The sequence below is a fragment of the Pedobacter sp. R-06 genome (assembly GCF_049913135.1).
In the GTDB taxonomy this organism is placed as follows: domain Bacteria; phylum Bacteroidota; class Bacteroidia; order Sphingobacteriales; family Sphingobacteriaceae; genus Pedobacter.
On sequence record NZ_CP183977.1, the window covers coordinates 5,078,077 to 5,102,646 of the forward strand.

Annotated in this window: 25 protein-coding genes; 17 read left to right on the forward strand and 8 right to left on the reverse strand. The window is 38.6% G+C overall.

Annotated elements, in window-relative coordinates:
• Positions 1 to 184: 184 nt before the first annotated feature.
• Complete coding sequence (locus ACN9MR_RS20435; protein WP_426326379.1) at positions 185 to 2,008, forward strand: tetratricopeptide repeat protein; 1,824 nt, start codon at positions 185 to 187, stop codon at positions 2,006 to 2,008.
• Between the two features lie 102 nt (positions 2,009 to 2,110).
• On the opposite strand, the gene ACN9MR_RS20440 is transcribed toward ACN9MR_RS20435, so the two are convergent.
• Both ACN9MR_RS20440 and ACN9MR_RS20445 read right to left on the reverse strand, forming a co-directional pair.
• Complete coding sequence (locus ACN9MR_RS20440) at positions 2,111 to 2,668, reverse strand: GNAT family N-acetyltransferase (protein ID WP_426326380.1); 558 nt, start codon at positions 2,666 to 2,668, stop codon at positions 2,111 to 2,113.
• Between the two features lie 17 nt (positions 2,669 to 2,685).
• Positions 2,686 to 2,949, reverse strand: coding sequence for a hypothetical protein (locus tag ACN9MR_RS20445; RefSeq protein WP_057931774.1), 264 nt, complete (start codon positions 2,947 to 2,949; stop codon positions 2,686 to 2,688).
• A gap of 108 nt (positions 2,950 to 3,057) precedes the next feature.
• On the opposite strand from ACN9MR_RS20445, the gene ACN9MR_RS20450 reads away from it, so the two are divergent.
• Complete coding sequence (locus ACN9MR_RS20450) at positions 3,058 to 3,369, forward strand: DUF4286 family protein (protein WP_057931775.1); 312 nt, start codon at positions 3,058 to 3,060, stop codon at positions 3,367 to 3,369.
• 44 nt (positions 3,370 to 3,413) lie between these two features.
• On the opposite strand, the gene ACN9MR_RS20455 is transcribed toward ACN9MR_RS20450, so the two are convergent.
• From ACN9MR_RS20455 to dtd, 3 genes are all read right to left on the reverse strand, one after another.
• Positions 3,414 to 3,743 carry a nucleotide pyrophosphohydrolase gene (locus ACN9MR_RS20455; RefSeq protein WP_025143974.1) on the reverse strand — a complete coding sequence of 110 codons (330 nt, stop codon included), beginning with the start codon at positions 3,741 to 3,743 and terminating at the stop codon, positions 3,414 to 3,416.
• A complete protein-coding gene (locus tag ACN9MR_RS20460; RefSeq protein ID WP_426326381.1) occupies positions 3,733 to 5,274 on the reverse strand; it encodes a glycosyltransferase family 39 protein in 1,542 nt (513 codons plus the stop codon). Before ACN9MR_RS20460 ends, ACN9MR_RS20455 begins: the two co-directional genes overlap by 11 nt.
• Before the next feature lie 89 nt (positions 5,275 to 5,363).
• Entirely contained in the window at positions 5,364 to 5,816 is a 453-nt protein-coding gene (gene dtd, locus ACN9MR_RS20465; protein WP_426326382.1) for a D-aminoacyl-tRNA deacylase, read from the reverse strand.
• Positions 5,817 to 5,846: 30 nt separating this feature from the next.
• Here dtd and ACN9MR_RS20470 point away from each other — a divergent pair, with 30 nt between their 5' ends.
• Complete coding sequence (locus ACN9MR_RS20470) at positions 5,847 to 6,872, forward strand: hypothetical protein (protein ID WP_426326383.1); 1,026 nt, start codon at positions 5,847 to 5,849, stop codon at positions 6,870 to 6,872.
• A complete protein-coding gene (locus ACN9MR_RS20475; RefSeq protein WP_426326384.1) occupies positions 6,838 to 9,294 on the forward strand; it encodes a hypothetical protein in 2,457 nt (818 codons plus the stop codon). Before ACN9MR_RS20470 ends, ACN9MR_RS20475 begins: the two co-directional genes overlap by 35 nt.
• 298 nt (positions 9,295 to 9,592) lie before the next feature.
• Here the strand turns inward: ACN9MR_RS20475 and ACN9MR_RS20480 are convergent, their stop codons facing one another.
• On the reverse strand, positions 9,593 to 10,639 hold the full coding sequence (locus ACN9MR_RS20480) for a 3-oxoacyl-ACP synthase III family protein (RefSeq protein WP_426326385.1): 1,047 nt from the start codon (positions 10,637 to 10,639) through the stop codon (positions 9,593 to 9,595).
• Between the two features lie 124 nt (positions 10,640 to 10,763).
• Between ACN9MR_RS20480 and ACN9MR_RS20485 the strand changes: the two genes are divergently transcribed.
• Positions 10,764 to 11,045 (forward strand): ATP-dependent Clp protease adaptor ClpS, encoded by a 282-nt coding sequence (locus ACN9MR_RS20485; RefSeq protein ID WP_025143968.1) that lies wholly within the window; start codon positions 10,764 to 10,766, stop codon positions 11,043 to 11,045.
• Between the two features lie 159 nt (positions 11,046 to 11,204).
• Here the strand turns inward: ACN9MR_RS20485 and ACN9MR_RS20490 are convergent, their stop codons facing one another.
• Complete coding sequence (locus tag ACN9MR_RS20490) at positions 11,205 to 11,804, reverse strand: thioredoxin family protein (RefSeq protein ID WP_426326386.1); 600 nt, start codon at positions 11,802 to 11,804, stop codon at positions 11,205 to 11,207.
• A gap of 404 nt (positions 11,805 to 12,208) precedes the next feature.
• Positions 12,209 to 12,994 carry a 16S rRNA (adenine(1518)-N(6)/adenine(1519)-N(6))-dimethyltransferase RsmA gene (rsmA, locus tag ACN9MR_RS20495; protein ID WP_426326387.1) on the reverse strand — a complete coding sequence of 262 codons (786 nt, stop codon included), beginning with the start codon at positions 12,992 to 12,994 and terminating at the stop codon, positions 12,209 to 12,211.
• A 156-nt stretch (positions 12,995 to 13,150) separates the two neighbouring features.
• Between rsmA and pdxA the strand changes: the two genes are divergently transcribed.
• The 12 genes from pdxA (at position 13,151) to rpiB (ending at position 24,560) form a co-directional block, all read left to right on the forward strand.
• Positions 13,151 to 14,230, forward strand: coding sequence for a 4-hydroxythreonine-4-phosphate dehydrogenase PdxA (gene pdxA / locus ACN9MR_RS20500; protein ID WP_426326388.1), 1,080 nt, complete (start codon positions 13,151 to 13,153; stop codon positions 14,228 to 14,230).
• 305 nt (positions 14,231 to 14,535) lie between these two features.
• Positions 14,536 to 15,723, forward strand: a complete 1,188-nt coding sequence (locus ACN9MR_RS20505; RefSeq protein ID WP_426326389.1) for an MFS transporter — start codon at positions 14,536 to 14,538, stop codon at positions 15,721 to 15,723.
• A 148-nt stretch (positions 15,724 to 15,871) separates the two neighbouring features.
• A complete protein-coding gene (locus tag ACN9MR_RS20510) occupies positions 15,872 to 16,708 on the forward strand; it encodes a sulfurtransferase (RefSeq protein WP_426326390.1) in 837 nt (278 codons plus the stop codon).
• A 159-nt stretch (positions 16,709 to 16,867) separates the two neighbouring features.
• Positions 16,868 to 17,398: a YceD family protein gene (locus ACN9MR_RS20515; protein ID WP_086547980.1), complete on the forward strand. Its 531-nt coding sequence runs from the start codon at positions 16,868 to 16,870 to the stop codon at positions 17,396 to 17,398.
• 15 nt (positions 17,399 to 17,413) lie between these two features.
• Positions 17,414 to 17,605, forward strand: a complete 192-nt coding sequence (rpmF, locus tag ACN9MR_RS20520) for a 50S ribosomal protein L32 (RefSeq protein ID WP_025143959.1) — start codon at positions 17,414 to 17,416, stop codon at positions 17,603 to 17,605.
• Between the two features lie 101 nt (positions 17,606 to 17,706).
• On the forward strand, positions 17,707 to 18,645 hold the full coding sequence (gene plsX, locus ACN9MR_RS20525; protein ID WP_426326391.1) for a phosphate acyltransferase PlsX: 939 nt from the start codon (positions 17,707 to 17,709) through the stop codon (positions 18,643 to 18,645).
• A gap of 18 nt (positions 18,646 to 18,663) precedes the next feature.
• Positions 18,664 to 19,662 carry a beta-ketoacyl-ACP synthase III gene (locus tag ACN9MR_RS20530; protein ID WP_426326392.1) on the forward strand — a complete coding sequence of 333 codons (999 nt, stop codon included), beginning with the start codon at positions 18,664 to 18,666 and terminating at the stop codon, positions 19,660 to 19,662.
• Between the two features lie 117 nt (positions 19,663 to 19,779).
• A complete protein-coding gene (gene accB / locus ACN9MR_RS20535) occupies positions 19,780 to 20,256 on the forward strand; it encodes an acetyl-CoA carboxylase biotin carboxyl carrier protein (RefSeq protein WP_426326393.1) in 477 nt (158 codons plus the stop codon).
• A gap of 121 nt (positions 20,257 to 20,377) precedes the next feature.
• Positions 20,378 to 21,718 carry an acetyl-CoA carboxylase biotin carboxylase subunit gene (gene accC / locus ACN9MR_RS20540; RefSeq protein ID WP_057931790.1) on the forward strand — a complete coding sequence of 447 codons (1,341 nt, stop codon included), beginning with the start codon at positions 20,378 to 20,380 and terminating at the stop codon, positions 21,716 to 21,718.
• Positions 21,719 to 21,969: 251 nt separating this feature from the next.
• Positions 21,970 to 23,076, forward strand: a complete 1,107-nt coding sequence (locus ACN9MR_RS20545) for an LVIVD repeat-containing protein (RefSeq protein WP_426326394.1) — start codon at positions 21,970 to 21,972, stop codon at positions 23,074 to 23,076.
• A gap of 119 nt (positions 23,077 to 23,195) precedes the next feature.
• On the forward strand, positions 23,196 to 24,077 hold the full coding sequence (tatC, locus tag ACN9MR_RS20550; protein ID WP_426326395.1) for a twin-arginine translocase subunit TatC: 882 nt from the start codon (positions 23,196 to 23,198) through the stop codon (positions 24,075 to 24,077).
• A gap of 45 nt (positions 24,078 to 24,122) precedes the next feature.
• Positions 24,123 to 24,560 carry a ribose 5-phosphate isomerase B gene (gene rpiB / locus ACN9MR_RS20555; RefSeq protein ID WP_426326396.1) on the forward strand — a complete coding sequence of 146 codons (438 nt, stop codon included), beginning with the start codon at positions 24,123 to 24,125 and terminating at the stop codon, positions 24,558 to 24,560.
• The last annotated feature ends 10 nt before the right edge of the window (positions 24,561 to 24,570 follow it).

A 24,570-nucleotide genomic window follows, 5' to 3' on the forward strand; every position in this document is an offset into this window, starting at 1 on the left:
TTAACTGCGATTTACACCAACAATGTTACTTATGCAATCAATAATAAGTCGTGGTTCAATTTAGTATTTATAAAATACCTACAAAATAAAATACAGGTAACATTTAAAATACGTTTAATATCAATTGATGCTTTAGCTAAAGATGTATTAAAATGTTACATTTAAAACTTATAATTTAGGGTTTATGAACCGCTTGCTTTTCATCATATTCTTATTTTTATCTCTTGGGGCCAATGCACAGATCTTCCGTCCCAATCAACAGATTGCACCTGATGAAAGCAGCCTGGCCATTCAATACTATAATGATGGGGATTATGAAAAAGCAGTTGTGCTACTGGAAAAACTTTACGCCATACCCAATAATGAGGCCTATTTCGATATTTACTTTAATACATTGGTAAAATTGAAGCGTTATGATGTTGCGGAGAAAGTGGTTAAAAGGGAAATAAAAAAAAATCCCCAGGGTGATGTTTATCCAATAGCATTAGGCAAACTTTATCAAGAGAAGGGTGATGTACAGGCAGCAAACAAGATTTTTACCGATGTGATTAATAAACTTCCGAAAGATGAATTTAAGATCAGGAATTTAGCCAATAGTTTTTATCGTTTTGAAAATTATGAATTTGCGGTTCAAACTTTTAAGCAGGGCAGAAAACTGTTGGGCAACGATCAACTTTTTGCCTTTGAGCTATTGAACATCTACCGTTTTAAAAAGGATAAGCCCATGCTCATGCAGGAGTACCTCGATGCCATGGGTACCATGCCGCAGCTTTTACCACAAGCTGAAGCCGTACTGGCCTCCATTTTTGAGGATAAAAACGATTACCAAACTTTTCAGGCAGCCATTTTGAGGAAAATACAGAAAGAGCCCGATGCCGAAATTTATATTCAGTTACTTACCTGGAACTATATTCAACAACAGGAATTTGATATGGCCCTGCGCCAGCTGATTGCATACGATAAACGTACCAAAGCTGATGGAGGTACATTATTTAATGCTATTTATACCTTTGTTGACAATGGTGCATACGAAACGGCTATCAAAGCCTACGATTACCTGTTAACTAAAGGAAAGGATAACCAGTACTACCTCCCTTCAAAAATAGAAATGCTGAATACCAAGTATAATCTTCGTACCAACGGAAAATATACGGTAGCCGATCTTGATCTGTTAGCGAAAGATTATCAGGCCCTACTGGACGAAAACGGCAAAAACAGGAACACACTATTCGCGATTAAAAAGTTGGCAAACCTTCAGGCTTATTATTTAAACCAACCCGGCAATGCTGAAAAAGAGTTAGAAGAAGCGATAAAAATGCCAGGTGTTAACGATCAGGAGTTAGGCCAGCTAAAACTCGATTTAGGCGATATTTACATTTTAACCAACCAGCCCTGGGAAGCTTTTTTAGTGTACGAGCAGGTGAGCAAACAATTTGAAGGACAGCCCGTAGGAAATGAGGCACGTTTCAGGAGTGCTAAACTTTCCTTTTATCAGGGTAATTTCGAATACAGCAATGGTCAATGCCTGGTTTTAAAGGCCGCAACTTCGCAACTCATTGCAAACGACGCCCTTAACCTGAGTTTACTCATTAACGATAATATTCAAACCCCTGCAGATAGCAACGCACTAAAAATGTATGCCGATGCAGAGATGCTTTTATTCAGAAACCTCCCCGAACGTGCAGTTAAAAAAATGGATAGTATTGCAATAGCGTTTCCGCAAAATAGCCTAACCGACGCGATAATGATGAGTAAAGCAAGAATTTTCATCAAAGCAAAAGATTTCCAAAAAGCCGCAGATATTTTGAAAAAGGTAACTGAAGATTTTAAAGATGGGATTTGGACAGACGATGCACTTTTTACCTTGGGCGATCTTTATGAAAAGAAATTGAACGACATTGCACAGGCCAAAATCTATTTCCAGAAACTGATTACAGATTACCCTGGGAGCATGTTCAGCGCCGAAGCCAGGAAAAGGTTTAGGAATTTACGTGGAGATGGGGTTTAATCCTTTGTTAGTTCATTAGTCATTGGTTCATTAGTGGATGGTTAATCGGTTAATTGTTGAAATTGGTTAACTGAAAACTACCAACTGAAAACTGGCCACCGGTTAATCTTTCCAGTCCCAAACCACCACGTTCCATTCTACCTCACTACTATCTGTATAAGTATAAATTACTTCAAAACCAATACGTTTATGTGCATTCATAGATCGTAAATTGATGCTTGCAATTTCAGTGATCGCAAAATCGTATTTAGATTTAAAATAATCTTTATAGGCGTGATAACATTGATCGAACAAACCTTTACCACGATAAGCCTGACTAACGCAAACCTGCCCTACAACAATATAGGAATAAGAAGAAACGGATTTACCCTGATATTGGATGTGATCGAAACTTTCGTACATTTCAACCAGTCTCGGGATATCATTTTTAGACTCCTCAGTCATTGCTAACACATACGCTACAACCAATTCTCCATCTTTTGCAATAATGTTGGGTTCGTACCGATGCATCTTTTCCAGATCTTCAAGCGAATGCGAAACGGTAACAAAGCCTTCTTCTCTTATTTGTTCAGGAGTTAAATCTTTTTTTAAGTTTTGTTTTTGGAGTTCAAGAATCCCTTCAAGTTCCTTAGTGGTAGACGAATTGGTAATGGTAATCATTTCTGGATCTAGATGGTTTAGGCATCTAATGCAATAATAGTTAAGGTTAGCAACAAAATGAAGCAAATTCCTGATAAAATTAAGATCCTTGCTCCGTGTTGTCTATCAGTTAGCGAATAAGAGAAAACTTTCTCACCCGTACTCAATTTCCTCTTTTTCTTCATTAAATCCCAACCAATCACGAGCCCTAAAATGCCACCGAAAATTGCAGTTAGGTAGCCTGTATAAATATAATTACGCGTTGAGTTATCTATTTTTTGAGAGTCGTTAGTTCGTATCATGCTTAAAAACAATGGAATTCGTCAAATTTAACAGATTGACACCACTTTAAAGAATAAAATCCATTATCAGCAATTTTTTAACATTTATATATTATCTACCTTTGTGCCATGTTTTTATATAATGTTACGCTCATCCTTGATGATGCAGCAGCCGAAGAGTGGTTACAGTGGATGCAAGATGTTCATATCCCTGAAGTGATGGCTACGGGCATGTTTATTTCCAATCGTTTATTAAAGGTCGTAGACTCACCGAACGAAGGGGTAACCTATTGCGCACAGTACGTTGCCGAAACATTAGATCATTATAATAAATACCAGGAAGTATTTGCGCCTGCTTTACAGGCCGAACTAAACGAAAGATACAAAAACCGCTTTGTGGCTTATCGTACCTTAATGGAATTTGTACCCCCAACCTCCTAAAGGAGGCTTAAACCATTAAAAATCTAAAGTCCCCTTTAGGGGATTTAGGGGTTTAGCTTCTCATTATTCTTATGCCTATCTGCATCGCGGATGCTCTTTTTTTCCAGGTTCTTTTCTAAAGCATCGGTAAGGTTTATGCCAGTTTGATTAGCCAGACAAATTAAAACGAACATTACATCGGCCATTTCATCGGCAAGGTTTACCTCTTCGTCGCTTTTTTTAAACGACTGCTCTCCATACTTACGCGCCATAATCCGTGCAACTTCTCCAACTTCTTCCATCAAAATGGCCGTATTGGTGAGTTCGTTAAAATAGCGGATGCCTGTGGTTTTAATCCAACGGTCTACGGTTTCCTGTGCTTCGTTAATGGTCATGTTTTTCTTCTTCTATTTCTGATTTTATAATACCGCTTACTTCATTTTTGGCACCTTCAAGCAAAAACACACCTGCTCCTCTTTCTCTTGCATAAGGTGTTTTTATTTCCCCTATTTTAGTAATCGTGGCAAAATAAGGCTGCTCTCTCTTCCGCTGTGGATCTTCATCTTTCCACTCGGTGATTATAATTAAATCTTTGATCGGCTTATCCATGTTAAACCAATACAGGTAATCGGCATTGTATGATACCGCATTGATGTTTTTATATTTTGAATAATAATTGATTGCACCTGCTTGCCCATAATTATCGGCACGCACTAACAATGTAGATTTATCTTTAACTTTTCCGTAAGCAATATCAACCAATGTTGCCAATTCTTTCCAACCCTGCATATCGGCATAATCCTGTGGCAGCGCATGATTTTTCCCATCTTCCCAACGCAAAGCCCCTACCCGTTCAAATCTTTTATGATGTGCAATAATTTCGTCGGGACTATAAAGTGGCATCAAAAGAGGCAACAAATAAATAAATGAACCAATATTAAATGCAAACAGTAATCCGGTTAGTACATATTTCTTTGCTAAAACCCGGCTTAAATAATGTGCTCCGAAAGCCAATAAAACAGGGTATAAACCTAATGCATAATAATCTTTTGCCTTAAAATAGCTAAATACAATAAGTGTAAACAGGTAGGAGAGAATAATCCACCTGTATTTGCTGAAATCCTTATAAAAAATGAGGCTGCCAATGCCTGCTAAAAGAATAAAGATCGAACTGATAAAAAAGAGAAACTGTCCGATAAAAAAATCAATCCGGTTTACATGCACCAATTGCGTTGCCTGTAAAAGTTTCATATGGGTTAGCACCGGAAAGTGATGGTTAATCTGCCAGATTACATTGGGCGAAATGATTAAAAGTGCCAGTAAAATTGCCAGATAAAGGTGTTTATCGGCAAATATTTTTCGTTTTGATGTAATGAGTATAGCTGGTAGTAAACCAATTATGAGAAAAAGGATGTTGTATTTATTTAAAAAACCTAAAGCCACGAAAATGGCAAAGGCATACAGATATCTGGCTTCGTTTTTATCGAAATATCTTAATAGATAATAGAATATGGCCGTCCATGCTAAAACATCGAAAGAGTTGGGCTGGTAAAGGGTATTTAGTCTAAGCAGAGATGAACATATACAGGCTACTGCGACCAAACATTTAGCCAATAAGTTCCCTTTTAAGAAATCGACAATTTTCCAGCAGTATAGTATGGCTATGGCTCCCATTAATGCAGGCACGAGCTTGACCACAAAAACACCATTGCCAAAAGCTTTAATCAGCCATGAAAATAGCGAGGTTAACGGCGGAACTGAGGTAAAACCTGCAGCCAGGTGATTAGCCTGATCTAAATGAAGAAACTCGTCGCGATGTAATTCGTAAACCGAATTAACTAATGCAAAAGATAACACTAACTTTAAAATCAGAAAAAACACAAGACAACTGTACTCCGCTAGCCCGTTCGGATTTTTACTCTTCATATTAACTTAGGTTAAAAGTTTGGAATCAATTAATATGGTTTTTGACAATTAAAGACTTAATAAGTTACGCCACTGCTATTTAAACTTAATTATTCCTTATCTTTTGTATCAATCAAAATCGTAACCGGTCCATCGTTTAAAAGTGCGATTTTCATATCAGCACCAAAAATTCCGGTTTTTACTTTTTTACCCAATAAAGCCGATAGCTTTTCGATCATTTTCTCGTAAAGTGGAATCGCTACATCTGGTCGTGCTGCCCTTGTAAAACCCGGACGGTTTCCTTTTTTGGTAGATGCAAATAAGGTAAACTGGCTGATCAATAAAATATCTCCGCCCACATCGGCAAGTGCTTTATTCATCATTCCGTTTTCATCTCCAAAAACACGCATACCGATAATTTTCTGCGCTAACCAATCCAAATCCTCTAAAGTATCGGCGTCTTCTATACCTAACAACACCAGAAATCCAGTATCAGTCGCTCCCGTTACCTCGCCATCAACCGTGCAACTTGCCTGTGTAACTCTTTGTAAAACTGCTCGCATTTTATACTACTTTTGCTCAATAAAATTGATATGCGCAAGATAAGTATTTTAGTGATTTCTGTGTTTCTCTTCCTTGGTTGTAAGCAAAAATCAATTGTTCACCCTACTTTTTATTATTGGAAAACGGATTATCAGAACAAAAAGGAAGAAACCAGTTATCTCGATCAATTCAAATCTAAATCTTTGTACGTGCGGATTATGGATGTAGACTTTAATCCAGATCTACAGCTGCCTGTACCTGTTTCGCCGATTAAATTTTCAGATCCGCTACCAAAACAGATCGATATTATCCCTGTTGTGTTTATTGTTAACGAGGTTTTTAACAAGATAGACACCATGCAAACAGCGGTTATGGCCGATCGCATTGTCAAATTTGTAGCCGCAAAGGTTAAACAGGCCGGAAAGCAAAATTATGCGGAATTACAGATTGATTGTGATTGGACCAAAGGCACCAGAAACAGGTATTTTAAATTTCTCGAACAATTAAGCGCCAATCCGCATTTAAAGGGCAAAACCATTTCAGTAACCTTGCGGTTGCATCAGGTTAAAAACATCATATCAAGCGGCGTACCTCCAGTAGAAAAGGCCATTTTAATGTGCTACAACATGGGTAACCTGCGTAAGTATGGCGAGCAGAACTCTATATTGGATCAACACGAAATGAATCTTTACCTAAAAGATTACCTTGAGCAATATCCCTTACCACTAGATATAGCCTTACCGATTTTTGAATGGGCAGTGGTATTCAGGAACGGGCAATACGCAGGTATCTCCAAACGGATCAGCAAAATCCAGATCGGGGATAAAAAACTTTTTAAACAGAGGGGAAATTCCATTCTCTACGACTTACTGGCTGATTATCCTGCAGCCGGGTTAAAAAAAGGAGATGTGGTAAGGTGGGAACAGATTTCTGCTAAAGATTTACTTTCTACCTCTAAATTTTTATCCCGATATTTAAGCCCTAGAGACCGGAACCTCGTTTTTTACCATTTAGACACCGACCTTTTAAAACAGTTTACTAATGAAGACGTTCAAAAAGTTATCGCTAATTTTTAGCGTATTCCTGATTACTTTTTTCGGCGAAATTGCCGTAAATCTTGCCTGTGGTGGCGAGATAGATCCATACGATTATTACATTTCTTATTTTCACAACAACATTGAGGGGGATGAATATTCTCCGTTCGCCTACAATCAGATGGTTTACCTCAACAGCGAAACGGATATAGAAAGCGAACCAGATATTAATAGTCGTGAATGGGCGAAATACCTCAATGTTAAAAAAGAGGATGTGCTAAAAGTAATGTACAAAACAGATAGTGCCACTGATGTAAAACTCACTAATTTTAATGGTAACGCATCACAATTACCTGATAGCCTACAACAGAATAGTTTTATCCAGGCTTTAAGCAAACGCAAAGAATCATTAAAGTATTACCAATTTGCCAAAAGCTGCGAACCTTTGGCCAATGTAGATTTTAGTCTTTGGGACCCTAAACCCCGCGATACAGCGGCTATGGCTTCAAAAGCCCAAGAAGGCCTAAAATTAACAGAAACTGAAAAAGACGATTTTCTAAAACTACGTTATGCTTATCAGACTGAGCGGATGTTCCATTTTGCAGGATTGCACACCGAAAGCAAATCGACCTACGATAAGTATATCAAAACCAGCAAAGTAAATAGCGCAGCTAAAGGCTGGGCTTTGGCATTATATGCCGGGTCTACCCGCAGGTTGGGAAATCCGGAAGAATCAGCCTTTTTATTTTCAAAAGTTTTCGCAAGCAATCCGGAGCGAAGGGTACAAGCTTATAAAAACTACTACTATAATAGCACGCCAGTTAATGGAGCATTAAAATATGCCAAAACCAATAACGAGAAAGCTAATATATGGGCGATAAATGGGTTTGGAGATGCAGATTCGGGTATAGAAAGCCTGAATAAAGTTTATCAATACGAACCGAAAAGTCAGCTTAACGGCACGCTGCTGGTACGCGAAGTAAATAAATTAGAGCAAGATCTTATCGAGGCGAATGATATTGCAAAAATTGGCTATAATTATTATTTTTCTGATAACGGCAATTCTAAGTATAAAGACAGTCTAAAAGCCGTCAATCTTAAACAACTGAATGAAATCAGGAATTTTGCAGTAAAACTCGCTACAGAGAAAAAATATCCGCAGCCTGAGCTAGGCACTTTAACCGCAGCTTATTTATCGTGGATGGAGAATAAAGATTTTCTGGCTTCAAATTATCTTGCGATCTTAAAGCCCGATAAATTACCGGAAAGATTACGCGACCAATATCGCATTACCGATTTATTGATCAAGGCGAAAAACATCAAAAAAGGAAATCCTTTTAATGAGAACGATTTATTGCCGACCCTAAAATGGCTTGACGAAAAACGTTTTGCAGAAAACAGCGAGCAACCAAAAGGGCCATATTACTATGATACAGATCGTGCCAGCAAACGCTTTAGCAGAACGACCAGGAATTTTTATCAGCAGATATTGGCTCCAGCTTATTTGAATATGGGCGATACTGCAAAAGCGGCATTAGCAATGGTTAAAGGCGACCTGGAATACAAAACACTAAAGGAGAATTCACTTTTCCAGAACATGAGTTATCAAAGTATTGCTTTTTGGCAGAAAAACTTAAGCCCGAAAAGCATGCAGGGCTTAGCTGTTTATAAAACCAGGGCGACAGGCAATGATGTTACCGCTTTGTTGGCTTCGGCGTTAAACCAGCTCAAAAACGATGATTTTTATGAACTTTTTGGGACAACTTATTTACGCACACATCAGTATGATAAGGCCGTTCAAATGTTTGCAAAGGTTTCGCCAAGTTACAAATACTTCAATCCAGAGAATTGGTATGGAGATGAGTCCAATGCAAAACTTTATGCTAATCCTTTCATTGAAACGATAAACGATTATCCTAAAAAATATGTAACGGCGAAAGCATCAATTACTAAAAAGGCTTTTGCTGCAGAAATGCTCCGCCTGCAGAAATTAACCATTAGTGATAAAAAGAATGCAGCACTTTACTATTATAAAATGGCTAACGCCGTTTACCAAACTGGTTACTATGGCAATAGCTGGTTTTTAATAAGTTACGACTGGTCGTCATACGACAATAGCAACCCGGCAAAATATGTATACGATGGCGATTATAAAAAAGCGCAAACGGCAAAAGCCTGGTATTTAAAAGCCAGGGCATTAAGTACTAATACTGATTTTAAAGCCAAATGTACTTTTATGTTGGCTAAATGTTTGCAGAAACAGATCATCATGAATGCCAACCCGTTATCATTTTATTATTACGATAAAAAAGATGTGAAATGGAGAAACTTCATCAAGGCAAATTACAACAATCCTTATCTTAAAGAATTAAGATTTAATTATGCCAAAACGCCTTTTTATGCTGTTGCGGCAGGAGAATGCAGTTATTTAGGAGATTTTATCAAGCCAAAAACGCAAAACTAATTTAGGAGAAGAGCCCTTCGACTAGGCTCAGGGTGACATCTAAAATATAAAGGATCAATCGTCATTCCTACGTAGGCGGGAACCACGAAGTGCTCAGCGAAGCTAATCTTAAAGCCAATTGCATTACGATTCCCAATCAAGTTGGGGATGACGAACCGCCTATATCTTTCTACTCCAATATTTCGGTTAAAAAGATTCATCTCTCTGGGTGATGAAGCAAAAAAGAAAAGGCTTTGAATTTACTTCACAGCCTTTCTTTTATCATACCTTATCTGGCTATTTTCCCTAAACCCTAAACCTACCACCTAATCAACGCACTGGCCCAGGTAAAGCCCGATCCGAATGCGGCAAGGCACACCAGATCACCATCTTTAATTTTGCCGGCTTCCCAGGCTTCACATAAAGCTATCGGAACAGAAGCGGCTGTGGTATTGCCATATTTCTGGATATTATTAAAAACCTGATCGTCATTTAAACCCAACAACTGCTGCACGTATTGGCTGATACGCAAATTTGCCTGATGTGGCACTAACATATCAATATCTTTCTCTGTTAAATTATTGGCAGCCAAAGCCTCTTTAATTACTTCAGGAAATTTCACTACTGCCTTTTTAAAAACCGACGGGCCATCCATATAAGGTAAAGCTGCACCACTGTCTAAAATTTCCTGTGTCATAAATAATCCGCCCAGCTCCTGTTCCGGATAGGCAGGCTTATCTTTCAACCATTTATTGGCATGAGAACCTGGATAATACATGGCCAGAATTTCGGCATCGGCACCATCGCTATGCAAGTGTGTGCTTAAAATCCCTTTTCCGGGCTCGTCTGTAGGTTGCAATACCACAGCACCAGCACCATCGCCAAAAATCACCGATACATTACGGCTACGGGTTTCAAAATCCATTGCAAACGAATGTTTTTCACTTCCCACTACCAGCACATTTTTATACATACCTGTTTTTACAAACTGATCTGCCACAGAAAGTGCATAAACAAAACCCGAACATTGGTTACGGATATCCAGAGCCCCGATCTCACCCATGCCCATTTCGCGTTGTAATAATACACCACAGCCTGGAAAATAATAATCGGGGCTTAATGTGGCAAAAACGATAAAATCGACCTCCTTAGCCGTAATCCCAGCGCGCTCAATTGCAATTTTGGCTGCCTCAATACCCATTGTGGTAGTGGTTTCCTCGTTACGATCGGCAAAACGGCGCTCTTTAATGCCGGTACGCTCCTGGATCCATGCATCATTGGTATCCATAAAACGGCTTAAATCATCGTTGGTATATATATTTTTCGGAACGTAGTAACCTATTCCGGCTATTTTAGACTGGTGCATGCTATTATTTATATTTTGGTTAAACAAAGTTAATCATTTATTGCCTAAGCCATTATTATTAACAAAGGAACAAAATCTTGTTACTCGATACTAAATACTTGATACTAATGTTTATTTTTGCACCATGTCTACAGAAACCAAAGAAGAGACCTTTACGCTCGAAGAAATTTTAACTTCCCTAAAAACCGTACATCGCCTTATTTTGTGGAATGATGATATCAATACTTTCGATCATGTGATTTACTGCATGATGAAATATCTGGATTATAACGAATCGCAGGCCGAAAAAATTGCATGGAAAGTGCATAACGAAGGCAAATGCCCTGTTTTGGAAGGCTCATTTACCGAAATGGAAGTTTACCGTAAAATTTTACAGCAGGAAGGACTAACGGTTTCTGTTGATTAAGGCTACTTCTTTCGCAAACTTTCATCCTCGCAACAACGTCATTTCGAACGGAGTGCAACGTAGTCGAGAACCACGAAGTGCTCAGCGAAGCTAAATCTATCTAGGCAGATCTCTCCATTTCGCTTCGCTACAGTCGAGATGACGACTTATTCTGTAAAATTAACGCTCTAATCTTTTCAAAAGTTCATTTAACCCGGCCTGTGTAGTCTGCGTTTTATCTTTAGCGTACCAGCCATGAAGTTTTTCCGCTAAAATTGGCATTTCAGTGATTTCTTTTCTCCACTCTTTTAAAAGCTCCTGCAAAATTTGTGGTCTTGGACCCCAGGTTCCTAAAACTTGGTCTGCCGATTCATTTAATATAATTAAAACCGGAATAGCTCTTCCACCATTGGTTAAATGCGCATCAATTAATGGCAAATTTTTATCTCTAAGCACAAATTTCAGATCAATTTTACCTAATGATGCAGTCGCGATTTTATTGAACACCGGAACAATCTGGGCAGCATCGCCACACCAGCCTTCGGTAATCACTAAAAACTTATAATTTTCTTTAAGATGATCAATGGTTGAAGTTAACTCATCATTTAAGCTGATCGTCTTATCTACGCGATTCATCCTTTGCACATTCATTTTAGTATAGTGCAAATCGTAAGTTACATCACCTGTAGCCTTTCCCTCTAGTAGAAGTTGATCAATCAATGCACGATAGGTTTGATAATCCATTCCTTGTTCGCTGAAAATTTCGCTGTAATTAACCATTATGTTTAAAATTATGTCGCAAAGGAAAGAAGAAATTCAATGAAAATAATCACGAATTTGCAAGAATCGCTTCGCGGATGATTACACAGATTTGTGACTACACTGATATTTTTTTCATACCAGTCGTACTGCGGCATGAAGCATCTGGGCCTTTGAAATACTTGCCTTTTGCATCTGAGAATACATAGTCTATTGATAACCGTCTGTTGTTAAATAGCCCTGATGGCAATGGAAATCCCTTTTGGATAATGCTAAATTGTTTACCAATAATAATCTACCAAAAGGATTGCAATGTACAGCAGGACAGAACCCCTCCTATTGACTACTGGATTCGCGCTTCAAAAAAAGATTTGCTTCGCAGAGCTTTTGGGTTCGTCATTGCATTCAGAAAGACAACAGGTATATTAAACCGCCATCAACTTACTCACATGCTGTGTTAAAGTCACAAAATCAGCCACGGTCAACTGCTCGGCACGTTTCTCGAAGTAGATGTGATCGTCCATTTTATCTTTAGACATCACAGCAGAAACAGCATTACGCAAAGTTTTTCTCCGCTGGTTAAACCCTGCTTTAACCACCCGCCAGAATAATTTTTCATCACAGTCTAAAGTCTCCACTTCGTTCCTGGTTAAACGTATTACTGCAGAGTGTACTTTTGGCGGTGGATTAAAAGTGCCCGGTTTAACCGTGAACAGGTATTCGATTTTATAATAGGCCTGAAGAAACACACTTAAAATCCCGTACTCTTTGTTACCCGCGGGTGCAGCACAGCGTTGGGCAACTTCCTTCTGAAACATCCCAACCATTTCTACAACCTTATTGCGATTATCTAAAATCTTAAACAAAATCTGTGACGAGATATTGTATGGAAAATTACCAATAATGGCAAACTGACCTGGGAAAATAGCATCGAAATCGAGTTTCAAAAAATCACCATTAATCAGCCGGTCGCCCAGCTGAGGATACTTTTCATTTAAAAAATGGAAAGACTCGGTATCGATATCGATCAGATAAGTTTCCAAATCTTTGCGCTGCAGCAAAAAATCAGATAGGATTCCCATCCCTGGCCCAACCTCTAAAACCTGATTGTATTTATCGGTATTCACCAAAGCTTCTACAATGCGGTTGGCAATGCCTTTATCGGTTAAAAAATGTTGCCCTAAATGTTTTTTCGCTTTTACTAAACTCATACCCCAAACCCCAAAAAGGGCTTTTAAAAATTAAAATTGATTAACAAAGATAGGCTTATTATTTCTTTGCGAATCAATCTCTGTTCTTTGAGGTTTCATTTTTTTTAAAGTCTTTAATCGAAAATCAGTAATTTGCGCTAAAATTTTCCAGTAATTATGAGCGATAAACTTAAAATTGGCATCAGTATAGGGGACGTAAACGGCATAGGTTTAGAGGTAATCATTAAAACATTATCCAATCCTGCTATTTTAAATTATTGCACGCCAATTGTTTATGGCCATACCAAAGTTTCATCTTTTCATAGAAAAGCAAATAACCTGGGCGATTTCAGTTTTAATGTAGTTAGCCATGCCAACCAGGCACAGCCAAAAAAGGCAAACATGATTAATTGCTGGGAAGAAGATGTAAAAATCGAATTAGGGCAGGTAACGCCAACAGGTGGGAAATATGCACTTTTATCATTAGAGCGTGCAACAGCCGATCTGGTAAACGGTGATATCGATGCACTGGTTACTGCGCCGATCAACAAACATAACATTCAATCAGAAACTTTTGCCTTCCCCGGCCATACCGAATACCTGCAGGAAAAAAGTGGCAGTAAAGATGTGCTGATGTTTTTGATCAGCGAAAATTTACGCGTGGGTGTAGTTACTGGTCACATTCCGGTGAAAGATGTTCCAACAGCAATTACTAAAGATAAAATTGTAAATAAATTAAAACTGATTAACGAAAGCCTGAAAAAAGATTTTTGGATCGAAAAACCAAAAATTGCCGTTTTAGGCTTAAACCCACATGCCAGCGATAATGGTTTATTGGGCACCGAGGAAGCTGAAATTATTACACCGGCCATTCAGGAAGCCTACGATAAAGGTATTGTTTGTTTTGGCCCATACCCTGCTGATGGTTTTTTCGGCAACGGTAGCTACAAACAGTTTGATGCCGTTTTGGCCATGTACCACGATCAGGGCTTAATTCCTTTCAAAACATTGGCTTTCCATAATGGCGTAAACTATACGGCTGGTTTAAACTTCGTCCGTACTTCTCCAGATCATGGAACGGGCTACGATATTGCAGGTAAAGATCTTGCAGATTCTACTTCATTTACCGAAGCTTTGTTTTCTGCCATCCATATTGTAAAAAACCGTAGGGAGCAAGAAGAAATGTTGGGCAATCAGCTGCGTACAGGTGGAAAAGTAGTTGAAACGCAGTTTGATATTAAAGATGATGCTTCTTAAGGCAGAAAGCTGAGGGCATTAAGGTTGAAGGTTTTAAGAGCAGAAAGACTAAAGCTGAAAGACCAAAGTAATAATCGGTAGCTATGGCACCCTTGTTTCGGATATCTGACCTCGGACTTCCATAAACTAAAGTGATCCATTCTTATTTGTAAAGCAATTTCTATGTTTCATGGGTTCCGAAAGTACTGCTATCGGTTAAAATCTTTTTTTGTGACTGTCATGCTGAGCTTGTTGAAGCACCATGTCAAAAAGTATTTCCACTACTATCAGGTTTATTTTTGGTAAAATTGTGCATCAAATTCAAAATGAGCGGCACTAAAAAACCCAATTACATTCTCCCCACAATTGTTATTGCACAGTTTCTCTGTACATCGTTGTGGTTTGCTGGCAATGCGGTATTACCCGATATTGTTAAAAGCTTCCCAACTGAAACGAACCTCTTGGCCAACCTCACCAGCATGGTACAGTTTGGTTTCATCAGCGGAACATTAGTTTTCGCTTTTTTTGCCATTTCCGATATTTTTTCACCCTCGAAAGTGTTCTTTATCTGTGGAATAGCAGCTGCGTTGTTTAACCTCGGCATCTGTTTAGAACTAGCCGATGTTCATTTACTGCTACTTTTTCGCTTTTTAACTGGTTTTATGTTGGCTGGAATTTATCCTGTCGGCATGAAAATAGCATCCGATTACTTTAAAGACGGGCTAGGAAAATCGTTAGGTTTTTTAGTTGGTGCTTTGGTTTTGGGTACTGCTTTCCCTCATTTATTAAAAACATTTACTGCAAATTTTCCTTGGCAGTACGTAATCTTTGCTACTTCGGGTTTATCTCTAATTGGTGCAATTGCTATTTTATGGTTTGTACCAAATGGCCCATTTAGAACTGCCGGACAAAAATTCGATTTTCGATCTTGTTTTAATGGCTTTAAAAACCCTGATTTTCGATCTGCTGCTTTCGGCTATTTCGGGCACATGTGGGAGCTTTATACCTTCTGGGCTTTTTTACCAGGTATGCTATTGCTTTACAACACCAAACATGCACATGCAACTTTAAATATCCCGCTGTTTTCTTTCTTAATTATCGCTTCAGGAGGTCTATCCTGCATGATCGGCGGTTTGCTCTCACAAAAATTTGGTGCAAAACGGATTGCCACTATTTCGCTGTCCATTTCTGGATCATGTTGCCTGCTCTCCCCAATTTTCCTATTCAGCGGCTCAGTATATCCTTTTCTTATATTTTTATTTTGCTGGGGCTTGTCCGGCACAGCCGATTCACCCTTGTTTTCTTCTTTAATTGCCAAACATGCACCAGAAAGCCTGAGAGGAACTTCGTTAACACTGGTGAACTGTATCGGCTTTGCCATTACGATTATTAGCATTCAGGTGATTAATCTTTTGGCTAAAGAAATGAATTCGCATTATCTTTATATGGTTTTGGCTGTTGGACCAGTTTTGGGGTTATGGGCACTATTAATTGGAATAAAGCGCAATCGCTAAAAGCGTATAAATAGTCTGCTGTACTTTATCTAGGAGCGCACGACAAATTGCATAAACGGTCGTTGAGTTTGATATGCGAAATTTGTCGTGCATCCTTTATCAAGTCTTAATTTCAAATTTATTTATCTTTGGATTCAAGAACTAAAAGATGAAATTATCACCTATCATAAAACCAGCAGAATTAACCTGGTTAAACCAAGACGAGGAAATCGTTATTATCGATGCCAGCGCTGGTTCGAAAGCCAGATACGATGAACAACATTTGGCAGGCGCACTTTTTGCAGATGTAAATAACGATTTAGCTAATATTGGCGATTTTGCTATTGGCGGAAGGCATCCCTTACCAACATTCGACCAGTTTTCTGCCGTTTTACAGCGGCTCGGTATCACAAAAGACAGTCATGTGCTAGTTTACGATGATAAAAACGGCGGTAATGCAGCTGCGAGGCTGTGGTGGATGCTAAAAGCCATCGGTCATGAAAAAGTACAGGTAATTGACGGGGGCTTTCAGGCGGCTGTTGAGGCAGGTTTCCCGACTACCGATAAAGTAGAAATCCCAAAATCTGTGGAAAAATACGAAATCACAGCATGGAACTTACCGTTATCAGATATCAATGAAGTAGAAAAAGTTGCTAAAACGGATGATCACATTGTGATTGATGTGCGCGATGCCAACCGTTTTGCAGGCCTGACCGAACCTATCGATTTGATTGCAGGCCATATCCCTGGTGCGGCCAATATTCCCTATACCGAAAATTTAGATACTACAGGTGCTTTCCTGGCCCCCGAAATATTGAAAGAAAAATATGCTGAAGCTTTGGCCCACGTTAAACCCGAAAACATAATTGTACACTGTGGCTCGGGCATTACCGCCTGCCATACGCTATTGGCGATGGATTATGCTGGCCTACCCATCCCTAAACTTTATGTAGGCTCATGGAGCGAATGGAGTAGGAATAATAAAGAAATGGTATTGGCTGATTAAGCTTCTTACAGACCTCGCAGGTTTCAGAAACCTGTAAGGTCTTTCAGTATTTCAATTAACATTCTGAAAACCTGTCCCATTAACATCAACAATTTTTAAAAAACATTTTTAATCTAATTATTTTATCCCTACATTTGCAGGCTAAAATTTTACAGTACTTTGAACCCACTAAAACAATTTTCATTACCGTTTACCGGATTAAAATTGGGAACTCATCAGTTTGATTATGAGCTTGATGACCGCTTTTTTAATGCATTTGAGTATTCGTTAATTAAAAGCGGAAATTTAAAAGTAGACCTGGAACTTGAGAAACAAGAGACCATGTTGCTTCTAAAATTCAAAGTTATTGGCACAGTTAATTTAGATTGCGACAAATGTTTATCTGAGTTTTCGTTGCCTGTAAATCTTTATGAAAGGCAGATTGTAAAGTTTGCTGAAGATGAACTAGAGAGCGATGATGAAGAAATTATTTCGCTAAGCCGTAAAGATACCGAGATTGATATATCTGGTCCTTTATACGAAATGATTAACGTAGCAGTACCTTATATCAAAAACTGCGAGCAGGCAGATAAAGATTGCGATCAGGAGATGATTGACCGTTTAAATCAATTATCGATCGAAAAGCAGGCTGAAGAAAATGAACAAACAAGCGACCCACGTTGGGAAGCCCTTAATAAGTTAAAAAAATAATTAGATTATACACCAATGGCACATCCAAAACGGAAAATCTCGAAACAGAGAAAAAATAAAAGAAGAACACACTATAAAGCTGTTACTCCTTCTTTAGCAACATGCTCGGCAACAGGTGCTATTCACGTACCTCACCGTGCTTACAACGTTGATGGTAACTTATACTACAACGGCAAACTGGTTATCGAAAATACTCAGATAGGGTAATTTTCTTAAAAAATTGTTTGTGTTTTCAGCGGCTTTAGTCATACCTTAGTCAACTGAAAAATTCAGGATTACACCTGACTTAACACAAACAGATTTTTTCTATGAAAATAGGCCTCGACATAATGGGCGGAGACTATGCTCCCAAAGCAATTGTTTTGGGAGCAATAGCTGCTCATCAATCGCTTAACGCTGGAGAGCATTTAGTTCTTATTGGCGATACCGAACAGATTAAACCCATTCTTGCAGAAGAAGGTTTTAATCCAGATCATTTTGAATACGTTCATACTGATGAAGTAATTGGTATGGGCGAACATCCCACCAAAGCAATCGTTCAGAAACCAAATTCGAGCATAGCAGTTGGTTTTAACCTTTTAAAAGAAGGCAAAATCGATTCTTTCGCAAGTGCTGGTAACTCTGGTGCTATGCTGGTTGGCGCAGTTTTTAGCGTTAAAACCATTCCGGGCATTATCCGCCCTTGTTTATGTACAATTCTTCCAAAAATTAAAGGTGGCACCGGCCTACTGTTAGATGTAGGTGCTAATGCCGACTGTAAACCCGATATTTTACTACAATTTGGTGCTTTAGGCAGTTTGTATGCTGAAAATCTTTTGCATATAAATGATCCGAAAGTTGCCCTAATAAATATTGGTGAAGAAGATGAGAAAGGAAATATGCTAAGCATGGCTACTTTCCCGTTAATGAAAGAAACCAACCTCTTCAACTTTGTTGGCAATGTGGAAGGAAGAGATTTATTTAACGATAAAGCCGATGTAATTGTGTGCGATGGTTTTACGGGGAATGTAATGCTAAAATTAGCAGAATCGTTTTACGTGCTTACCATCAAAAAGGGACTTAAAGATGAGTTCTTCGATCGTTTTAATTATGAACAATACGGCGGAAGTCCGGTTCTAGGCGTTAATGCTCCCGTTGTTATCGGACATGGAATTTCCAGTCCGCTAGCTGTTAAAAACATGGTTCTACAATCCAGAGAAATGATCACTACAGGATTGGTAGAAAAAATTAGAGTGGCATTTAAATAATTTATTAAAATTCTTAAAATGAGTAAAATTCACGCTGCTATTACAGCAGTAAATGGTTACGTTCCCGACTATGTGCTTACAAACGCAGAGTTAGAAACCATGGTTGATACTTCGGATGAATGGATTACCAGCAGAACGGGAATTAAAGAACGTAGAATTTTAAAGGGAGAAGGTTTAGGCACTTCCGATATGGCTGTTCATGCTGTAAACGGTTTACTTAAAAAGAGGGGAATTGATGCAAAAGAAATTGAACTGATTATCTTTTGCACCACTACTCCAGATTTTACTTTCCCTGCAACAGCAAACGTTTTAGCTGATAAAATAGGTGCTACAAATGCATGGGGTTACGATTTACAGGCAGCTTGTTCTGGCTTTATTTTCGGACTTTCTACAGGTGCATCATTCATCGAATCGGGAAGACACAAAAAAGTTTTGGTTGTTGGCGGCGATAAAATGTCGTCAATCATCAACTACGAAGACCGCACAACCTGTATCATTTTTGGTGATGGTTGCGGATGTGCATTATTGGAGCCAAACGAAGAAGGTTTGGGTATTCAGGATTCTATCCTGAGAACAGATGGTTCTGGAAGAGATTTTCTGGGTATGAAAGCTGGCGGTTCTGTTAAACCTGCTACACACGAAACCATCGATGCAAGAGAACATTTTGCACACCAGGAAGGTCCAACAGTATTTAAATTTGCCGTAACCAATATGGCCGATGTTGCTGCCGAAATTATGGAACGCAACAGTTTAACTGCTGATGATGTTGCATGGTTGGTACCTCACCAAGCCAACAAACGTATTATCGATGCCACCGCAAACCGCATGGGCGTTACCACTGATAAAGTAATGATCAACATCGAACGTTACGGAAATACAACCAACGGAACAATTCCTTTATGTTTATGGGAATGGGAAAGCAGACTGAAAAAAGGCGATAACATCGTTTTAGCTGCATTCGGTGGTGGTTTTACCTGGGGTTCGGTATACCTTAAATGGGCTTACGATACTAACTAGTCAGAAGTCCTTAGTCCTGAGTCCGATTAATGGCCCTCAGCAATAAAAAAATAAAACAAAAAAAGTATAACTTAGTTAATTCAATAAACACTATTTTTTACATAACTAGCCTAAAAAATGGATATCAAACAAATACAGGAACTGATTAAATTTGTTTCTCGTTCTGGAGTAAATGAAGTTGCTATTGAGCAGGAAAACTTCAAAATCACGATCAAAACAAACCAAGCACCAACAGTTGTGCATGCTACGGTACCACAGGCTCCGCTTGTACAGGCTGCTGCCCCTGTTGCTACAGCTCCTACTGCTCCAAATGCAGCAACACCTGCTATACCGGCTGCAGAAGACACTTCAAAATACTTAACCATCAAATCTCCGATGATCGGTACCTTCTACCGTTCAGCTAGCCCAGACAAGCCAATGTTTGTTAATGTTGGCGACGAAATTAGCACTGGTAAAGTAGTTTGTATTATTGAGGCCATGAAACTTTTTAACGAAATTGAAAGTGAAATTTCTGGCCGTATCGTTAAAATTTTGGTTGATAATGCATCACCAGTAGAATACGATCAACCGTTATTTTTAGTAGAACCTATTTAAAGATTGGCGTCACCCTGATCCGATAGCTATCGGATTTATTTCAGGGTCTTCTTTTTAAATGGATGCTGAAATGAATTCAGCATGACGATTATTTTAAAACAGAGACGAAACGTAAAAAATTATGTTTAAAAAAATACTAATTGCCAACAGGGGTGAAATCGCTTTGCGCATTATCCGTACCTGTAAGGAAATGGGCATCAAAACGGTTGCTGTTTACTCTACCGCAGATCGCGAAAGTTTACACGTACGTTTTGCTGATGAGGCTGTTTGTATTGGTCCCCCTCCTAGTAAAGATTCTTATTTAAATATTCCAAATATTATCTCTGCTGCAGAATTAACCAATGCCGATGCTATACACCCAGGCTATGGTTTCTTATCAGAAAATGCTAAGTTTTCTAACATCTGCCGCGAGTACAACATCAAATTTATTGGTGCAACTCCAGAGCAGATTAATGGTATGGGCGATAAAGCCTCTGCAAAAGAAACCATGAAAATTGCTGGTGTACCAACCATTCCAGGATCTGAAGGTTTGCTTACCAGTGTTAAAGAAGGCATTGCAATTGCGAATGAAATGGGCTATCCTGTTATCTTAAAAGCAACTGCCGGCGGTGGTGGTCGTGGTATGCGTGTAGTTTGGAAAGACGAAGATTTCGAAAATGCATGGGATAGTGCCCGTCAGGAATCTGGTGCAGCCTTTGGTAACGATGGTTTATATTTAGAGAAATATATCGAAGATCCACGTCACATCGAAATCCAGATTATCGGAGATCAGTTTGGCAAAGCCTGTCACTTATCAGAACGCGATTGTTCAATCCAACGCCGTCACCAGAAATTGGTAGAAGAATCTCCTTCTCCTTTTATGACAGATGAACTCCGTGTAAGAATGGGCGAAGCAGCTATTAAAGGTGCAATGGCCGTAAATTACGAAGGTGCTGGTACAATCGAATTCCTGGTTGATAAACACCGTAACTTCTACTTTATGGAAATGAACACACGTATCCAGGTAGAACATCCGGTAACGGAAGAGGTAATCAACTTCGATTTAATTAAAGAACAGATTAAAGTTGCTGCCGGAATTCCAATTTCAGGTAAAAATTACTTCCCTGATATGCATGCAATCGAGTGCCGTATCAATGCAGAAGATCCAGCAAATAATTTCCGTCCATCTCCAGGAAAAATCACTAATTTTCACTCTCCTGGTGGCCATGGTGTTCGCGTTGATACGCACGTTTATGCTGGATATTCAATTCCTTCCAACTACGATTCGATGATTGCCAAATTAATCTGTGTAGCACAAACACGCGAAGAGGCAATTTGTACCATGGAGCGTGCCTTAGGTGAATTTGTAATTGAAGGTGTAAAAACAACTATTCCTTTCCATCTTCAGTTGATGAAAGATCCGAACTTCAGGGCAGGAAATTTCACTACGAAATTTATGGAAACGTTCGAATTCTCAGAATAATAAAAGTATTTCTATACTTAATAACACAAAAAGGCTATTCAATAATTTGGATAGCCTTTTTATTGTTTTAGATTTCAGTTACTGTTGCATAACTAACTGATAATTAATATTTATCGAATACTGTAGCGTTTAATTAATGCCATACGTTTAATACTAAAACACTCCAATTATGAAAAAAAAATCTAATTAACGTATTACTCTTCCTACTTGTTTTCGCGGTATTTACAGGATGCAAAAAAGACGAGTATGAAATGATAAAGATTGTAAAAATGATTTCTGTTCAGCAAATGAGGGCTTTACCTGTAGGGATGACAAAAGCTACTCCTGCCAAAAAAACCGGAAAAATATACATTTACAACGATTATCTTTTCATTAATGAACCAAATGAAGGTATTCATATCTACAACAATGCTAATCCGGGTGCTCCTGTAAACGTGGGTTTTCTACAAATTCCGGGAAACGTAGATTTAGCAATCCATAATAATGTCCTTTACGCCGACAATTTTATTGATTTACTGGCTTTTGATATCTCAAATATGAACAACATCAAACAGGTAAAAAGAGTAACCGATGTTTTCAATCAGTTCTATTTGCCAGGTGCACAAAAGTATCTTTACACCTATAAAGATACTCTCGTAAAGAAACAAACTTACAAAGGGGTAATTAACGATCTCGCTTACAGCAGCAACTCTTCTTCAGGACAGGGCGGCTCGATGGCCAGATTTACCTTAATGAATGATTATTTATATACTGTTGGAATGAATAATTTAAGCCTGTTTGATGTTAAAACAGCGTCAAGCCCAACTTTTTTAAAGGCTATCAGTTTAGGTTGGGGTGTCGAAACCATCTTCCCTTACGAGAATAAATTATTTATAGGTACCAATAGCGGTATGCACATTTTTAGTGCTACCGATCCGGCTAATCCCGTAAAACTATCTACTTACAGCCATATTTTTGCCTGCGACCCTGTTGTTGTACAGGGCAAATACGCTTACGTTACCTTACGCACAGGCAATATGTGCAGGCAAGCAACTAATCAATTGGAAGTTGTAGATATAGAAGATCCGACCAAGCCTAAACAGATTGCAGTTTATCCTATGCAAAACCCACACGGTCTAAGCACCAGTGGTGATAATTTGTTCCTCTGCGAAGGCAACTATGGAATAAAGAGCTTCAATATTACCGATAAAACCAAAATAGGCGACAACATGCTGCAGCATTTGAATAACATCAAAAGCTTTGATGTTATTGCTGGCCCTAAATCTTTAATCGTTACAGGAGAAGATGGTGTATATCAATTTAATTATAACAATGCCGCAAATTTAAAGCAGCTGAGTATAATTAAAGGGCAACGTTAAAACTATTGTTATAGCTTCTTTCTATTTTTGCAGTCATTTCTCATAATAATATAAACTATTTCTATATTTAACACGTAAATACCATTCTATTCAAATAGAATGGTATTTTTGTTTTCAACATGAGCGACACTAAAAAAACTTCACTTACAAAAGCTATCGGACAAAAGAGCACCACATTAGAGGCAGAAATGTCTTTTTTTGATCACCTGGATGTTCTCCGTAAACATTTAATCAGGGCCGTAATTGCCATTGCCGTTTTTACCGGTATTGCTTTTTACTTCAACGAATTCATTTTAGATAAAATCATATTTGGTCCAAAAAAGCCCGATTTCTGGACTTACAGGATGATGTGTAAACTGGTAGAAAAATTTCCTTCACTTGGTGCAGATATGTGTATCACGAAAATTAATGGAGAGATTATTAACACCGAAATGGCTGGTCAGTTTAACCTGCAATTAAATGTTTGCGTGATGTGCGGTATTGTAGTTGGTTTCCCGTATTTATTGTGGGAGATCTGGCGTTTCATTAAACCTGCATTACATGAAAATGAGCGTAAATCGGCAAGTGGCTTTGTATTCTTCGCATCGGTACTTTTCATTATTGGTATATTTTTTGGCTACTTTGTAGTATGCCCACTATCAGTCAACTTTTTAACGGGTTACACGGTCAGTGCCGAAATCAAAAACACATTCACAGTTGATTCGTATCTATCATCTGTAGCAACTTTAACTTTAGGCACAGGGATTATCTTCGAACTTCCGGTTATTATTTTCGTCCTGTCGAAACTTGGGTTGATGACACCAAAACTGATGAGATCGAGCAGAAGGTATGCCGCAGTTATTATCTTAATCATTGCAGCTATTGTTACCCCAACACCTGATATTATGACGATGCTAATTGTAGCTACGCCATTGTTCTTGCTTTATGAGCTGAGTATTTTCGTATCAGCCTACATAGAAAAAAAGAAGAAAAAGGCCGAAGCTGCTTTCTACGCTAACTAACAAAAACATTACGAATAGATTTTATAATTCTCCATAAATTTGACAATGTCTGGTACAAAAATTAAGATTGCTATTGGAGCCGATCACGCTGGGTTTGAATACAAAGAAATATTAAAAGATTTTTTACAGGATTACGAAGTAAAAGATTTTGGCACTTACTCAGAAAACTCTGTTGATTACCCAGATTTCGCTCATCCGGTTGCTGCTGCTGTAGAAAATGGAGAATTTACTTACGGGATTTTACTTTGTGGATCGGCAAACGGCGTAGCCATCACCGCGAACAAACATCAGCATATCAGAGCAGGTTTATGCTGGGAGAATGAAGTTGCTTCTTTAGTCCGCAAGCACAATAACGCAAATGTTTTGTGTATACCTGCCAGATTTGTTTCAGAAGAACTGGCTAAAGAGATTACCACAACCTTTTTAACAACTGAATTTGAAGGCGGGCGCCACCAGAACAGGGTTGAAAAGATTTCGTGTTAACAAGAAACTT

What these genes read in the sequence shown, in the direction of transcription:
- ACN9MR_RS20455 (WP_025143974.1), bottom strand. Translation starts at nt 3,743, where the DNA reads ATGACCATTAACGAAGCACAGGAAACCGTAGACCGTTGGATTAAAACC.
- ACN9MR_RS20510 (WP_426326390.1), top strand. Translation starts at nt 15,872, where the DNA reads ATGAAATTATCACCTATCATAAAACCAGCAGAATTAACCTGGTTAAAC.
- dtd (WP_426326382.1), bottom strand. Translation starts at nt 5,816, where the DNA reads ATGCGAGCAGTTTTACAAAGAGTTACACAGGCAAGTTGCACGGTTGAT.
- pdxA (WP_426326388.1), top strand. Translation starts at nt 13,151, where the DNA reads ATGAGCGATAAACTTAAAATTGGCATCAGTATAGGGGACGTAAACGGC.
- tatC (WP_426326395.1), top strand. Translation starts at nt 23,196, where the DNA reads ATGAGCGACACTAAAAAAACTTCACTTACAAAAGCTATCGGACAAAAG.
- ACN9MR_RS20490 (WP_426326386.1), bottom strand. Translation starts at nt 11,804, where the DNA reads ATGGTTAATTACAGCGAAATTTTCAGCGAACAAGGAATGGATTATCAA.
- ACN9MR_RS20435 (WP_426326379.1), top strand. Translation starts at nt 185, where the DNA reads ATGAACCGCTTGCTTTTCATCATATTCTTATTTTTATCTCTTGGGGCC.
- ACN9MR_RS20450 (WP_057931775.1), top strand. Translation starts at nt 3,058, where the DNA reads ATGTTTTTATATAATGTTACGCTCATCCTTGATGATGCAGCAGCCGAA.
- ACN9MR_RS20480 (WP_426326385.1), bottom strand. Translation starts at nt 10,639, where the DNA reads ATGCACCAGTCTAAAATAGCCGGAATAGGTTACTACGTTCCGAAAAAT.
- ACN9MR_RS20440 (WP_426326380.1), bottom strand. Translation starts at nt 2,668, where the DNA reads ATGATTACCATTACCAATTCGTCTACCACTAAGGAACTTGAAGGGATT.
- rpmF (WP_025143959.1), top strand. Translation starts at nt 17,414, where the DNA reads ATGGCACATCCAAAACGGAAAATCTCGAAACAGAGAAAAAATAAAAGA.
- ACN9MR_RS20505 (WP_426326389.1), top strand. Translation starts at nt 14,536, where the DNA reads ATGAGCGGCACTAAAAAACCCAATTACATTCTCCCCACAATTGTTATT.
- ACN9MR_RS20530 (WP_426326392.1), top strand. Translation starts at nt 18,664, where the DNA reads ATGAGTAAAATTCACGCTGCTATTACAGCAGTAAATGGTTACGTTCCC.
- accB (WP_426326393.1), top strand. Translation starts at nt 19,780, where the DNA reads ATGGATATCAAACAAATACAGGAACTGATTAAATTTGTTTCTCGTTCT.
- accC (WP_057931790.1), top strand. Translation starts at nt 20,378, where the DNA reads ATGTTTAAAAAAATACTAATTGCCAACAGGGGTGAAATCGCTTTGCGC.
- ACN9MR_RS20445 (WP_057931774.1), bottom strand. Translation starts at nt 2,949, where the DNA reads ATGATACGAACTAACGACTCTCAAAAAATAGATAACTCAACGCGTAAT.
- rsmA (WP_426326387.1), bottom strand. Translation starts at nt 12,994, where the DNA reads ATGAGTTTAGTAAAAGCGAAAAAACATTTAGGGCAACATTTTTTAACC.
- ACN9MR_RS20470 (WP_426326383.1), top strand. Translation starts at nt 5,847, where the DNA reads ATGCGCAAGATAAGTATTTTAGTGATTTCTGTGTTTCTCTTCCTTGGT.
- ACN9MR_RS20545 (WP_426326394.1), top strand. Translation starts at nt 21,970, where the DNA reads ATGATAAAGATTGTAAAAATGATTTCTGTTCAGCAAATGAGGGCTTTA.
- plsX (WP_426326391.1), top strand. Translation starts at nt 17,707, where the DNA reads ATGAAAATAGGCCTCGACATAATGGGCGGAGACTATGCTCCCAAAGCA.
- rpiB (WP_426326396.1), top strand. Translation starts at nt 24,123, where the DNA reads ATGTCTGGTACAAAAATTAAGATTGCTATTGGAGCCGATCACGCTGGG.
- ACN9MR_RS20460 (WP_426326381.1), bottom strand. Translation starts at nt 5,274, where the DNA reads ATGAAGAGTAAAAATCCGAACGGGCTAGCGGAGTACAGTTGTCTTGTG.
- ACN9MR_RS20485 (WP_025143968.1), top strand. Translation starts at nt 10,764, where the DNA reads ATGTCTACAGAAACCAAAGAAGAGACCTTTACGCTCGAAGAAATTTTA.
- ACN9MR_RS20475 (WP_426326384.1), top strand. Translation starts at nt 6,838, where the DNA reads ATGAAGACGTTCAAAAAGTTATCGCTAATTTTTAGCGTATTCCTGATT.